Origin of the sequence: Peristeroidobacter agariperforans (genome assembly GCF_004138335.1) — a bacterium.
GTDB classification, from domain to species: Bacteria; Pseudomonadota; Gammaproteobacteria; order Steroidobacterales; family Steroidobacteraceae; genus Steroidobacter; species Steroidobacter agariperforans.
The window spans coordinates 2,812,291-2,825,999 of the sequence record NZ_RYFW01000001.1 but is presented as its reverse complement, the minus strand read 5'-3'; the positions used below and the strand labels follow the sequence as shown (position 1 = coordinate 2,825,999).

At 62.2% G+C, this 13,709-nt stretch carries 14 protein-coding genes; 5 read left to right on the top strand and 9 right to left on the bottom strand.

Annotated elements, in window-relative coordinates:
• Positions 1–40: 40 nt before the first annotated feature.
• The 4 genes from parE to EK373_RS12320 all read right to left on the bottom strand — a co-directional run bounded on the left by parE (position 41) and on the right by EK373_RS12320 (position 4,795).
• On the bottom strand, positions 41–1,930 hold the full coding sequence (parE, locus tag EK373_RS12335) for a DNA topoisomerase IV subunit B (RefSeq protein ID WP_129642937.1): 1,890 nt from the start codon (positions 1,928–1,930) through the stop codon (positions 41–43).
• A 337-nt stretch (positions 1,931–2,267) separates the two neighbouring features.
• The gene (locus tag EK373_RS12330) at positions 2,268–2,870 is read right to left on the bottom strand and encodes a DUF3501 family protein (protein ID WP_129642936.1); all 603 of its coding nucleotides are present in this window, start codon (positions 2,868–2,870) and stop codon (positions 2,268–2,270) included.
• A complete protein-coding gene (locus EK373_RS12325; protein ID WP_129642935.1) occupies positions 2,860–4,242 on the bottom strand; it encodes a heterodisulfide reductase-related iron-sulfur binding cluster in 1,383 nt (460 codons plus the stop codon). The genes EK373_RS12330 and EK373_RS12325 overlap by 11 nt, the downstream gene beginning before the upstream one ends.
• Positions 4,243–4,378: 136 nt before the next feature.
• Positions 4,379–4,795 carry a rubrerythrin family protein gene (locus EK373_RS12320; protein WP_129642934.1) on the bottom strand — a complete coding sequence of 139 codons (417 nt, stop codon included), beginning with the start codon at positions 4,793–4,795 and terminating at the stop codon, positions 4,379–4,381.
• A 218-nt stretch (positions 4,796–5,013) separates the two neighbouring features.
• Here EK373_RS12320 and EK373_RS12315 point away from each other — a divergent pair, with 218 nt between their 5' ends.
• From EK373_RS12315 to EK373_RS12295, 5 genes are all read left to right on the top strand, one after another.
• Positions 5,014–5,313, top strand: coding sequence for an exodeoxyribonuclease VII small subunit (locus EK373_RS12315; protein ID WP_129642933.1), 300 nt, complete (start codon positions 5,014–5,016; stop codon positions 5,311–5,313).
• 4 nt (positions 5,314–5,317) lie between these two features.
• Complete coding sequence (locus tag EK373_RS12310) at positions 5,318–6,268, top strand: polyprenyl synthetase family protein (RefSeq protein WP_129642932.1); 951 nt, start codon at positions 5,318–5,320, stop codon at positions 6,266–6,268.
• An 82-nt stretch (positions 6,269–6,350) separates the two neighbouring features.
• Positions 6,351–8,240, top strand: a complete 1,890-nt coding sequence (dxs, locus tag EK373_RS12305) for a 1-deoxy-D-xylulose-5-phosphate synthase (protein ID WP_129642931.1) — start codon at positions 6,351–6,353, stop codon at positions 8,238–8,240.
• Positions 8,241–8,430: 190 nt separating this feature from the next.
• Positions 8,431–9,264 (top strand): GTP cyclohydrolase FolE2, encoded by an 834-nt coding sequence (folE2, locus tag EK373_RS12300; protein ID WP_129642930.1) that lies wholly within the window; start codon positions 8,431–8,433, stop codon positions 9,262–9,264.
• 57 nt (positions 9,265–9,321) lie between these two features.
• On the top strand, positions 9,322–9,864 hold the full coding sequence (locus EK373_RS12295; RefSeq protein ID WP_129642929.1) for a hypothetical protein: 543 nt from the start codon (positions 9,322–9,324) through the stop codon (positions 9,862–9,864).
• Positions 9,865–9,869: 5 nt separating this feature from the next.
• On the opposite strand, the gene EK373_RS12290 is transcribed toward EK373_RS12295, so the two are convergent.
• From EK373_RS12290 to ribH, 5 genes are read right to left on the bottom strand one after another with little or no spacing between them, the layout of a single operon-like run.
• Entirely contained in the window at positions 9,870–11,183 is a 1,314-nt protein-coding gene (locus EK373_RS12290; RefSeq protein WP_129642928.1) for a protein kinase domain-containing protein, read from the bottom strand.
• 56 nt (positions 11,184–11,239) lie between these two features.
• Complete coding sequence (locus EK373_RS12285) at positions 11,240–11,737, bottom strand: phosphatidylglycerophosphatase A family protein (RefSeq protein ID WP_198683237.1); 498 nt, start codon at positions 11,735–11,737, stop codon at positions 11,240–11,242.
• 3 nt (positions 11,738–11,740) lie between these two features.
• Positions 11,741–12,715 carry a thiamine-phosphate kinase gene (gene thiL / locus EK373_RS12280; RefSeq protein ID WP_129642927.1) on the bottom strand — a complete coding sequence of 325 codons (975 nt, stop codon included), beginning with the start codon at positions 12,713–12,715 and terminating at the stop codon, positions 11,741–11,743.
• 32 nt (positions 12,716–12,747) lie between these two features.
• Positions 12,748–13,206 (bottom strand): transcription antitermination factor NusB, encoded by a 459-nt coding sequence (nusB, locus tag EK373_RS12275; protein ID WP_129642926.1) that lies wholly within the window; start codon positions 13,204–13,206, stop codon positions 12,748–12,750.
• On the bottom strand, positions 13,206–13,682 hold the full coding sequence (gene ribH / locus EK373_RS12270; protein WP_129642925.1) for a 6,7-dimethyl-8-ribityllumazine synthase: 477 nt from the start codon (positions 13,680–13,682) through the stop codon (positions 13,206–13,208). The genes nusB and ribH overlap by 1 nt, the downstream gene beginning before the upstream one ends.
• Between the last annotated feature and the right edge of the window lie 27 nt (positions 13,683–13,709).

The following is a 13,709-nucleotide window of genomic DNA, read 5'->3' as shown; positions in this document are numbered from 1 at the left end:
TCCAAACTATGTTTTATTGAATGACGGGCAAGCGCGCGGATCAGGGCACGACTTCGGCAAGGTTGCCCTTCGTCTCCAGCCATTCGCGGCGGTCGCTTGCGCGCTTTTTCGCCAGCAGCATGTCCATCGTCGAGTCGGCCTCGTCCTTGGCATCGACGGTGAGCTGCACCAGCCGGCGCGTTTCCGGCGCCATCGTTGTTTCGCGCAACTGCAGAGCGCTCATTTCACCGAGACCTTTGAATCGAGTCACCGTCGGCTTGCCGCGCGGATGCTCGGCCGCGAGCCGATCGATCACGCCCTGACGCTCGGCGTCGTCGAGCGCGTAGTACACCTGTTTGCCCAGGTCGATGCGATACAACGGCGGCATCGCGACGTACACGTGCCCCGCCAGCACCAGCGGGCGGAAGTGACGCAGGAACAGCGCGCACAGCAGCGTGGCGATGTGCTGACCGTCGGAGTCGGCGTCCGCGAGGATGCAAACCTTGTGATAGCGCAGGCCGTCGAGCTTGTCCGAACCCGGATCGACGCCCAGCGCGATGGCGATGTGGTGCACTTCCTGAGACGAAAGCACGTCGCTGGCATCGACTTCCCAGGTGTTCAGGATTTTGCCGCGCAAGGGCATGACAGCCTGGAACTCGCGATCGCGCGCCTGCTTGGCCGAGCCGCCTGCGGAATCACCTTCGACCAGAAACAATTCGCCGCGCTCGGGCTGCTCCGAAGAACAGTCCGCGAGCTTGCCCGGCAACGCCGGCCCGGAGGTCACGCGCTTACGCGCGACGGCCTTGGAAGCTTTCAAGCGAGTCTGGGCACTCTGGATTGCCAGCTGTGCAATCTTCTCGCCCGATTCCGGATGCTGGTTCAGCCAATGGCCGAACTGATCCTTGACGATGCCGGACACGAATGCGGCCGCCTCGCGTGAGGACAGACGCTCCTTGGTCTGGCCGGCGAACTGCGCCTCTTTCATCTTCATCGACAGCACGTAAGTGACGCCGTCCCAGACGTCTTCGGGCGCCAGCTTCAAGCCCTTGGGCAGCAGGTTGCGGAACTCGCAGAACTCGCGGATGGCGTCGGTGAGGCCGACGCGCAGGCCGTTGACGTGCGTGCCGCCCTGCTCGGTCGGAATGAGGTTGACGTAGCTTTCTTCGATGCGCGTGCCTTCATCGACGCGCCAGCCCAACGCCCATTCGACGGCTTCCTTCTCGCCCTCGATGCTGCCGACGAACAATTCCTGCGGCAGCCACTCGCCCTGGCCGAGCGATTCGGTCAGGTACTCCTTCAGGCCGCCTGAGTACTGCCACTCTTCCTTCTCGCCGCCTTCGACTTCCAGCGTGACGTGCAGGCCGGGACACAACACCGCCTTGGCCTTGAGCACGTGCTTCAGTTTCGGAACCGAGAACACCGCGGAGTCGAAATAGCTGGCGTCCGGCCAGAAGCGCACGCGCGTGCCCGTGTTGCGACCGCCGACATCGCCGACGACTTTGAGCTTGGAGGTCGCCTTACCGGAGGCGAAACCGATGTGGTACTCCTTGCCGCCGCGCTTGACCCACGTCTCCAGCTTCTTGGAGAGCGCGTTCACGACCGACACGCCGACGCCGTGCAAGCCGCCGGCGAACTTGTAGTTCTGGTCGTTGAACTTACCGCCCGCGTGCAGCTTGGTCAGGATCAGCTCGACGCCGCTGACCTTCTCCTTCGGATGGATGTCGACCGGCATGCCGCGACCGTCGTCGGCGACCTCCAGCGAGCCATCCTTGTACACCTTGACGTCGATGCGCTTGGCATGGCCGGACATGGCTTCATCGACGGAGTTGTCGATGACTTCATGGGCGAGATGGTTGGGGCGACTCGTGTCCGTGTACATGCCGGGACGCCGGCGTACGGGGTCGAGACCGCTGAGAACTTCAATGTCGGACGCGTTATACGATTGTGCCATCGGGTAACGAGCTGATTTCGTTAGGGGCGGAAATTGGAGGCGGCGGATCATAGCACGCAGGGTCGGCTGTACATCCACCCAGCGTTTTTCTTCAGGGTCGGCGGGGTGCGACGGTGCTTCGCCCCATCGGAGGGCCCAGTGGTCCGCGTCGCCGGGAGCGACCTACCTCCTTCCGGCACCAGGCGCCCGCCGGAGCGCAGCGCGCTCCTCGCGTCACGTCCATGATGAGCCCTGCTGTTTCGGGCCCGTCCCTGTGTCCGAAAAGCTGCCGGAAGGAGGTAGGTCGCTCCCGTCGTCGCCGCAAACGTCAGCTGCACATTCGCGCGTGACTCTCGAGTTAAGCCAGGTCCCGAGCCAGCGAATCGCGCTGAGCCGAACTTAGCTGAACTTCAAAGGTGTACTGCGGATGATCGATGCCGACTTTGACTGGAGAGCCGGACTTAACTTTGGAAGCCATCTCCGCACTCAGCTCGAACCGGAGGAAGTGGACCGACGAGGTCTTCTCGTCGTTCTCGCGCTCGAGGTCTTCATCCGCGATCGCAAATGAGCGATCCAGGCCCTCGACCTGAACCCAGCACCGATCCTCAATCCCCTTCATTACGGCGAGCCGCTGCTTGCGCTCTTCCGGATCCGGAAACTCGATCAGAAACGTCACCTTCCAGTTCGAGCCATCCGGGATCAGCGGGTTGTAAGCATCCAGCTCATCCTGAATGCCAGCCGCCTCGAAGATGCGCTCGACGCGCAGCATCTCCTGCACTTGATACTGAATGGTGAGCCGGTCCTCGAACGCCCAAGTCACATTCGGCCCGATGGCAATCAACCGATTGCGCTTGTGATCGAGCACGCGGTCGCGAAAATCCTTCCTTGCCGTCGAGTACTGTTCGAGGCTCATCAAATCGGCGCGGCTCAAGCGGCCGCGCTGCACGGAATCAGATCCCATAGGCCCTCCGCAACAGAGTGAGGGGATGTACTGGCGGCGTGGCCGTGCCCGCGTCTGCGCCGGGGAGACCGGACTCGATCTGGTGGCCGGCCATCGGACAGTCGCTGGAGTAATAGTCGGCGCCCGAGTCGCTGACGCGCCGGATCACCGGCTTGCCGATCTTCATCGACACGTCGCGATATTCCTTTTTCACCCCGTACGTGCCGTTGTGCCCCGAGCAGCGCTCGATCGCCTCGACCTGCGTCTCTGGCACCAGCATGAGCACATCGCGCGTCTTCAACCCGAGATTCTGCACGCGCAAGTGACACGGCACGTGATAACTGATCTTGCCGAGCTTGTGCGGGAAGTCGGTGCTCAGCAGGTTCTCTCGGTAGCGGGCCCACAGATATTCGAAGGGATCGAACATCGCGTCGCGCACTTTGATGACTTCCGGATCATCCGGAAACATCAGCGGCAGCTCCTGCTTGAACATCAGCGTGCAGGAAGGCACGGGCGTGACGATGTCCCAGCCCTGGTCCACCAATTTCGCCAGTTCCGGAATGTTCTCGTTCTTCAGCTGTTCTATGGCTTTCAGATCGCCCAGCTCGAGCTTCGGCATGCCACAACATTTCTCGCGGCCGGCGAGCCGGACCGGGATGCCGTTGTGCTCGAAGATTGCGGTCAGATCTTCGCCGAGCTGCGGCTCGTTGCGATTGCCGTAACAGGTAGCAAACAACACCACTTTGCCGCGGGTGTCACCGGCCGGCTTCGGGTCGAACGTCGGATGTTCATTCGCCGCGTGGCGTTTGCGATAGGTGTTGCTGTGATATTCCGGCACCGGCGCCTTCGGATGCACGCCGAGCGTCTTATCCAGCATCTTGCGACCGAATTCGGTCTTGTTGATGGCGTTGACCGCCTCGGCCACCACCGGAATGCCGGCGATGCTGCCGACCAGATCGGTCGAGCTCAGAATCTTGTCGCGCGCCGTGATTGGCTTGGAGCCTTCAGGCGCATTGTTGAACTTGAATGCCTTGGCTCTGAGCATCAAGTGCGGGAAGTCGACGTTCCAGGGGTGCGGCGGCACGTACGGACACTTGGTCATGTAGCACATGTCGCACAGGTAACAATGGTCGACCACGTCCCAATAGACCTTCTTGTCGACGCCATCGACTTCACCGGTCGAAGACTCATCGACCGCGTCGAACAAGGTGGGAAACGAATTGCACAGGCTGAAGCAGCGCCGACAGCCGTGGCAGATATCGAAGACGCGCTCCAGTTCTTTGAACAGCGAGGCCTCGTTGCCGAACTCAGGATCCTTCCAGGCGATCGGATGGCGCGTCGGCGCTTCGAGGCTGCCTTCGCGGGCGGCCGTTGTGTTTTTTGGTTCGGACACGCAGTTACCTGGCGACTGGCTGGGACTGAGTGAAGCAAATGAAACGCGTGAAATGAATGATCCGTAAAGCCAACGGCCGGCAGAGTTCTCCCTGCCGGCCGGCTTTATTGAATCAACCGCACTCGCGCTCGGGCGACTACAGCGTGTCGAGCGCCTTCTGGAAGCGATTGGCGTGCGAGCGCTCGGCCTTGGCCAGCGTCTCGAACCAGTCGGCGATTTCCTCGAAGCCTTCGTCGCGGGCCTGCTTGGCCATGCCCGGGTACATGTCGGTGTACTCGTGCGTCTCGCCGGCGATTGCCGCCTTCAGATTCGCACCAGTCGGCCCGATCGGCAGGCCCGTGGCCGGATCGCCCACCGCCTCGAGATATTCCAGGTGGCCGTGCGCATGGCCGGTCTCACCTTCGGCAGTCGAGCGGAATACCGCGGCAACATCGTTGAAGCCTTCGACGTCCGCCTTGGCTGCGAAATAAAGATAGCGACGGTTTGCCTGGGATTCGCCCGCAAACGCGTCCTTCAGATTCTTTTCGGTGCTCGTACCTTTCAGACTCTTCATTGCAGCTCACCTCAATTGCCGGCGGGTAGGAAGTGGCGAAACTCGTTGTCGGTAGGGTTCTGACCTGCGTCTTCAACGAGGGTCACTGAACAAGCTCCATTAGACATAGTCTAATCAATGTCAATCTAGTCCTGGCTGCTCGCGGAGTCAACGCCGCGAGCACGGTCGGGAGCAACTGTCGCAGCCGACCAAGAAGCTATAAGCTTGCCGCGCCGCCAATGACGCCCACGCCCATCGTGACCAGCAAAACCACTCCCGCCGAAACCGCCGTCGAGCCTACCGCCGACTTCGAACGCTCGCTTGCCGAGCTCGAAGCCATCGTCGACAAGCTCGAGCACGGCGATCTGTCGCTGGATGACTCGCTGCGTCACTTCGAGCGCGGCGTACAACTGACGCGCTCGTGCCAGAGTGCTCTCAAGCAGGCCGAGCAGAAAGTGGAGATTCTCCTTCGACGCAGCGGCGCCGAGGGCGAGTTCGCGGCAGCCCCGTTCGATACGGACACGGACGACGAGCGTTAACCGCATGGCGGTCCAATCCAGCGCAATCCAGCCCTCGCCCACCGCGGGCCGGCACCCCGATTTCGCCGCTCAGCTCCAACAATGGCAGGCCCGCATCGAGCGTGAACTGTCGGCCCGGCTGCCGGCGGTCGATGTTCAACCGAACCGTCTGCACGCAGCGATCCGCTACAGCGTGCTCGGCGGCGGCAAACGCGTGCGCCCGGCGCTCGTCTATGCGACCGGCGCGGCAATCGGCGTTCCCGAATCGATACTCGACGGCGCTGCGTGTGCGGTCGAATTGATCCATGCCTATTCGCTGGTCCATGACGACCTGCCCGCCATGGACAACGACGACCTGCGCCGCGGGCGACCGACATGTCACAAACAGTTCGATGAAGCGACGGCGATCCTGGTGGGCGACTCGCTGCAATGTCTGGCGTTCGAGTTGCTCGCCGAGGGTCCCGGCTTGCCGGCCGATCCCAGCGTGCGACTGAAGCTGGTTCGCTTGCTCGCAATCGCCAGCGGCACCGGTGGCATGGCGGGCGGACAGGCGCTCGATCTAGCCGCGATCGGTCGCAAGCTCTCGCTGGCCGAAGTCGAGGAAATGCACGTCCGCAAAACCGGCGCGCTGATCCATGCCTGCGTGATGATGGGCGCGGCTTGCGCTCCACAGCTCCCCGAAAACATCACGCGCGCCTTGGATGAATATGCTCGCGCCATCGGCCTGGCATTTCAGATTCAGGACGATCTGCTGGACGTCGAAGGCGATGTCGCCGTCATTGGCAAAGCCACCGGCGCGGATCGCGCGCTCGACAAACCAACCTATCCCTCTGTCGCCGGCGTCGAACCGTCACGTCAACGCATGCACGAGCTGCACACTCGAGCGCTGTCGGCACTGGCCAGGCTGGATGCCGCCGGCCTGCAGAGCGCGCCGCTCGCCGCGATGTCGGACTGGCTGGTCCTGCGGAAATACTGATCTTGGGCGCCACAATTCATCCATCGCCTGCCCCGACTGCGCCAGCAATCGCCCACCCTGTTTCCTGTAGACTTCGCCGGCCATGAATTCAGCCACGCCTCACCCGTTGCTGGCAGCGATCGGCTCACCGGCCGATCTGCGCAAGCTTGCGGCCAGCGAACTGCCGCAGGTCGCCACGGAGCTGCGCCAATATCTGATCGATACCGTCAGCCAGATGGGCGGCCATTTCGCCGCCGGCCTCGGCACGGTCGAGCTCACGGTCGCTCTGCATTATGTATTCGATACGCCGAACGACCGGCTGGTATGGGACGTGGGTCATCAGGCCTATCCGCACAAGGTGCTGACGGGCCGTCGCGATCAGCTGCACACCATCAAACAAAAAGACGGCCTCGCGCCGTTCCCAACCCGCAGCGAAAGTGAATACGACACATTCGGCGTCGGGCATTCCAGCACCTCGATCAGCGCTGCGCTCGGTATGGCCATCGGCGCCGCTGCGAAGAAAGAAGATCGCCGCGTCGTTGCCGTGATCGGCGATGGCGCGATGAGCGCCGGCATGGCGTTCGAAGCGCTCAATCATGCCGGCAGCCTCGATGTCGACATGCTCGTCATCCTGAACGACAACGACATGTCGATCTCGGAGAACGTCGGCGCGTTCTCGAATTACTTCGCGCGCGTGCTGTCCGGCAAGTTGTATGCAACGCTGCGTGAAGGCAGCAAGAAAGTGCTGAGCCGCATGCCGACCGTGTGGGAGCTGGCACGCCGCTCCGAAGAGCACATGAAAGGCATGGTGTTGCCGGGCACGATCTTCGAGGAAATGGGCTTCAACTACATCGGGCCCATCGACGGCCACGATGTGAACGCGCTGGTCGCGACGCTGCGCAACCTGCGTGGTCTGAAAGGTCCGCAGTTCCTGCACGTGATCACACGCAAGGGCAAAGGCTATGCGCCTGCCGAAGCCGATCCGATCAAATGGCACGGCCCGGGTCCGTTCGATCCCAAGAGCGGCGTGATCTTCAAAGAGAAGGCCAGCGGCCCGAGCTACTCTCAAGTGTTCGGCCAGTGGCTGTGCGATATGGCGGCGGCCGATCCGAAAGTGGTCGCGATCACGCCGGCGATGCGCGAGGGCTCCGGCCTGGTCGAATATTCCAAACGTTTCGCCGCGCGTTACTTCGACGTCGCGATTGCCGAACAGCATGCGGTGACGCTGGCTGCGGGCATGGCGTGCGAAGGGCTGCGGCCGGTGGTCGCGATCTATTCGACATTTCTGCAGCGTGCGTACGATCAATTGATTCACGACGTAGCGATTCAAAACCTGCCCGTGACATTTGCGATCGATCGCGCCGGCCTGGTCGGCGGCGACGGCGCCACGCACCAGGGCAGCTATGACCTGTCGTTCATGCGCTGTATTCCGAACCTGATCGTGATGGCGCCGGCCGACGAGAATGAATGCCGTCAGATGCTGTACACCGCCGTGCAGTCGAATGTCCCGGCCGCGGTTCGCTATCCGCGCGGCCAGGGAACGGGCGCGGCAATCGAACAGACCATGCGTGCCCTGCCGATCGGCAAGGCTCAGATCCGCCGCGAGGGCCGCAGTGGGCTGGCGATCTTCGCCGTCGGCGCCATGGTCCCGCTCTGCGAACGGATTGCCGAGAAGATCGACGCGACCGTCGTGAACCTGCGCTTCATCAAACCGCTGGATGAGGAGCTGATCGTGCGAGTCGCGGCCAATCACCGCGCGATCGTGACAGTTGAAGAGAATGTCGTGGCGGGCGGCGCCGGCTCGGCCATTACCGAATGCCTGGCCGCGCACGGCCATATCCCACCGACCCTCAATCTGGGCATCCCGGACCGCTTCATGGAGCACGGCTCCCGCGAGGACTGCCTGGCAGCAGCCGGGCTGGACCTGGCGTCGGTGGAAAGCGCCATCACCCGCTGGTGGCACGGGGAGAAGCGGTTGGCGGTTGGCGGTTAGCGGTTGGTGAAGACTCCGGAATCTCCGAACTAACCGCCAACCGCGAACCGCCATCCGCTAACCGCTTCATTTTCGGCATTTCAGTATTTCCAGGGCGGGGGAACGGCATTCCCGCCCCTTGATCTATACTGCGGCCGACCAAATCGATGAGCCCTTAGGCCGGTGCTCCGGCCCGGTCCGGAAATCCTGTATGTCGACATTGCCCAAAAGCGTCGCCTCGCCGCCCCCAACCTCCATCGAGGACGTGCAGGCCCGCGCCGATTCCCGCCGCATTCCGATCAACAAGGTCGGCATCAAGGACGTCTATCACCCGGTGCGGGTGAAGGACCGCTCCGCGGGCGAACAGCACACGATCGCGAACTTCAACATGTACGTGGCCCTGCCCCACAACTTCAAGGGCACGCACATGTCACGCTTCGTCGAGCTGCTCCACGGCAACGAACGTGAAATCTCCGTCGAATCGTTCCGCGACATCCTCGCCCAGATGACCGAGAAGCTGAACGCGCAGACCGGTCACATCGAAATGGAATTTCCGTTCTTCGTGATGAAGAAGGCGCCGGTGTCGGGGGTCGAGAGCCTGATGAACTATCAGGCATCCTTGATCGGCGAGCTGCACAACGGCGTGTCCGAGCTGTGGCTCAAGGTCGTCGTGGCCGCCACCAGTCTCTGTCCCTGCTCCAAAGACATTTCCAAGTACGGCGCCCACAACCAGCGCTCGCACATCACCATCAAGGCCAAGGTCGATGGTCACATGTGGCTGGAAGAACTGATCGACATCGCCGAGTCGGAAGCCTCGTGCGAGGTCTACGGCATCTTGAAGCGCGCCGACGAAAAGCACGTCACCGAACGCGCCTACGAGAATCCCAAGTTCGTCGAAGACATCGTGCGCGACGTCGCCGTCCGCATGAACAACGAAGACCGCGTGCGCGCCTATGTCGTCGAAGCGGAGAACTTCGAGTCCATCCACAATCACTCGGCATACGCGCTGATCGAAAAAGACAAGGACGAAGTGGTCGGCCTGTAACGCGCCACTGGACGTTAGCGCCTTGTAAGCCGTTTCCTCACAGGGCATAAACCCTGGATGGACATCTCAGCGCTTCAGAGCCGCCTGCCTGCCATCCGCAAGTGGATCGATACCACGGTCGAGGAGTATCGCCCGACGGCGCGGCCGCTGATCTCGCTGGGGTTCTCGAGGCTTGCGCATTACTTCGATACCGAGACGCTGAAGCGAGCGTCGGTGGTCGAGGTGGATGCGGTGCCGAAGCCGCCGCTCACTGCGCTTGGGCTGCACCAGTTCTCCGAGTTCGAACAGATGAATGGCGCCGGCGTGACGTATGGCGACATCTATTTCGTCGAAAGGTCACGAGCGAGGGATGAGTCGTTGCACTTCCATGAGCTCGTGCACACGATCCAGTGGCAGCTCCTGGGGACCGAACGTTTCATCCTTGCGTACGCGCTCGGCCATCTGGCCGGCGGTGGCTACGAGAACAATCCCCTGGAAGAAGTGGCCCACACGCTCGAAGGGATGTTTGCTCGCGAGCCTCGGCTGTTCCGGGCGGAACCCATCGTCAGCCAGCATCTGGAGCGCGTCGTGCCTTCGTTGATGAAGGCCGCGGGGCTGTAGATGAATCAGCTGGCGCTTTGCAGTCGGCTGATCAAGCTGCGCAAGAACACCTTGTTGAAGCGCAGCTGACACGCCGCCGAGCTCTGCTCCAGCAGCGTCGAGCTCACTTTCATCAGTGTCACACCGCTCAGCGCCTTGATCGTCGCGAGACGCTTGGCGCCGCGCACATAGCTGGTCTCGCCGAAACAATCGCCCGCTTCGAGCTGGCCGACGAGATTGCCGGCGCGCATCACGGCGACGCTGCCGGAAACGATGACGTAGAAGCGATCGTCCATCTCGCCTTCCTTGACGATCTCCTCGCCCTGGTCGTAGTCCTGCCATGTGCTCGCGCGCAGCACTTCGAGAATCTCGGACTGCGAGAAATCATGGAAGAACTTGAGCGTACGCAGAATCGAAAACTGTTCCTGACGATCCAGCTTCGACGTGCCATCGCGCAGCGCCTGGTGGACGCGAGTGAGATCGGCCGCCAGCTCCAGACCGTTGCGATAACGCTTGGCCGGATCCTTCTGCAGCGCCTTGGCGACCGAAGTCTCCAGCACTTCCGGAATGTCCGGGCGCAACGCGTGAATCGGCTGCGCGGTGGCGTAAACGATCTGGTGCAACAGCTTGGAAAGATTGCCGCCGCGGAACGGACGAAAGCCCGTCAACATTTCGTACAGCACCGCGCCGAGCGAATACAGATCGGAACGGTTGGTGATCTCCAACGACTGCACCTGCTCGGGCGACATATACGACGGACTGCCCGCGATGCCTTCGATGCGCGAGATATCGGAATCGGCGACCAGTGCGATGCCGAAGTCGATGATGCGCACGTCGTTGGCCTGCGTGAGCATGATATTCGACGGCTTGATGTCGCGATGAATGACGCCGCGGCTGTGGGCGTAGTGCAGCGCCTTGGCGCACTTGTACATGATCTCCGCCACGTCATCGACGGGCAGCAGATTGTCCGGTTTGCAGTAAGCCGACAGCGTGCGCGCGCCGTGCACGTGCTCGGTGACGATATAGTAGTGGCCGTTTTCCTCGCCGGCGTCGAAGATGGGCAGGATGTTCGGATGCTGGAGCATACCGACCATGTGCGCTTCGGAAAGGAACATCTTGCGCGTGACGCGCGCGCGATCCTCGTCGTGCGACTCGAGGTTGTAGACCTTGATCGCCACGTCGCGACGGTAGTAAGGATCGTGAGAAAGGTAGACGACGCCGGTGCTGCCGCGACCGACTTCCTTGACGATGACATATTTCCCGATCTTCTCGGGAATGCGCTGTTCGCGTGTGGCGCTGCGCTGTGCCATCAGACTGCCCATCTCACTGCTCGGGCTCACTTCGGGCTCACTGACTTGTTCGTCGTTACTACACAGCCCCCCAAGGGCGCCGTGTATCAAAGGATGTGTCGAATACCTAGCAGGATCGCTGCTGCGAAAATGCCTGCAATAACGTCATCAAGCATAATTCCCAGCCCCCCGGAGAGACTGTGATCAGCCTCGCGGATCGGCCAGGGTTTCCAGATATCGAACAGCCGGAACAAAGCGAAACCGGCCACCACCCAGGACGTCTTGGCCGGCACCGTCAACATCGTGACGGCGAAGCCGGTGATCTCATCCCACACGATACCAGGATGATCGTGCACGCCGAGCCGCTTCGCGCTCTCGCCGCACACGTAGATACCGAAGATAGCGGCCAGGATGGCAAAAGCTAGATGCACGGCGAATCCAAACTGCATCACAAAAAGCACGATTGGGATTGCGATCAGCGTGCCCGCCGTGCCCGGCGCGATCGGCACAAGGCCGCTGCCGAAGCCAAATGCGAAGAGATGCACGGGGTGGCGCATCAGCGCCGGATCCGCCGTCCACTTCAGCTCCGCAGAGGCCTGGGTCATGGATCAACCGCCCGTATCGCCCGAGGCGAAATGGTCATACCCGGCTCGCTTGATTCTGAACGGCTGGCCGTTGCGCAAGCACACGACGTCCGTATCGCCCGTAATGACGCCAATTTGCGTCACTCGTTGCTGAAGCTGCAGCGTGCTCAACACGGCGGCGGCCCGCTCGGCCGGCAAAGTGAACAGCAACTCATAGTCGTCGCCGCCGGCGAGGGCGTACTGCAATCCATCGTCTGCTTCGAACAACTCGCGCATGGCCGCGGACTCAGGCAATAGATCGACATTCAGCTGCGCCCCCACTCCACTCGCAGCACATAGTTTCTTCAGATCGGTCAGCAGGCCATCGGAAACATCCATGGCCGCTGTTGCTACGGTTCGCAACTGCCGGCCCAATTCGATTCGCGGCCGTGGCCGTAGGAAACGATGAGTGAGAAACGCTGCGGATTCGCCGCCCAGGATGCGTCGCTGAATCACCCCGAGACCGGCAGCCGCCTCGCCCGGGATTCCTGAAACAAACAACAGATCACCGGGCTTCGCGCCCGACCGCGTGAGCCATGCCTGGGATTCCACCCAGCCACCGACCTGCACGGTGATCACCAACGGCCCGCGCACGGTGTCGCCGCCAACCAGCGCGACGTTGTATTCATCTGCCAGCTCGAACAGACCGGTCGCGAAACCGGTGAGCCACTGTTCATTGGCACGAGGCAGAGACAAGGACAGCGTCATCCAGGCGGGCTCGGCCCCCATCGCGGCGAGGTCGCTCAGGTTCACGGCGAGCGCGCGATAACCCACGTCGGCGGCATCGCTGTCGGCCAGAAAATGAACGCCCTCGACGATGGTGTCCATCGCAACCACGAGCTTGCGGCCCGCGTGCGTATCGAGCACGGCCGCATCGTCGCCGACACCGAGCAAGACGTCGCCTCGCCCGCTGCTGCGCGCAAAATAACGAGCGATAATGTCGAACTCTCCGAGGCCCATACCGAAAGAGTAGCCTCAGTTCGAAGTGGCGGCTATTGCCGTTCGGCGGCGCGGATCTCGCGCGCGGCGCGATCGAGCACGGCGTTGATGTACTTGTGCGCATCGGTGGCGCCGAAGCGCTTGCACAGGTCGACGCCCTCGTTGATCACCACCCGATAAGGAATATCCAGGCGCCGCTGCAACTCATACATGCCGATCATCAGGATCGCGGCTTCGACCGGGTCGAGCTGCTCCAGCGGGCGATCGACGAACGGCTTCAACGCGGTCGTGATCTCTTCATGCCGCGCAATCGTCTGCGTGACGAGCTCGACGAAATGATCCTCGTCGACGCCCGCCGAATCCTCGCTTTCCAGATACTGCTGCTTGATCTCGACGGCGTCCTGCTGCGTCAGCTGCCATTGATACAGCGCCTGCATCGCCAGCTTGCGGGCGAGCGAGCGCGCGCGAGAGCCAGTGCCACGAGCGATTTGTTTGGGTGCCTCGTCAGTCATCAAGCTTCGATCTTACGTAACAGATTGGCGAGCTCGATCGCGGTCACGGCCGCATCGCTACCCTTGTTACCTGCCTTGGTTCCGGCGCGCTCCACGGCCTGCTCGATCGTGTCGGTCGTGAGCACGCCGAACGAGACGGGAATGCCGGTGTCGTTTGCTACCCGGGCGAGGCCGCCAGCGCATTCACCTGCGACATAATCGAAGTGCGCAGTAGCGCCCTTGATCACGGCGCCGAGCGCGATGATGGCGTCATAGCGCTTGCTCAGCGCCAGCTTGCGGGCCACGACCGGCAGGTCGAACGCACCCGGCGCGCGCACGATCTCGATCTGCTTGTCGCTGGCGCCATGGCGACGCAACGAGTCGACCGCGCCCTTCACCAGCTGATCGACGATGAACTCGTTGAAGCGCGATGCCAGGATGGCAAAGCGCAGCTCGCGACACTGCAGGTCGCCCTCGAGGGTCTTGATGGAATCCATGGAATACACGCGGACGGCGCCGGAGAT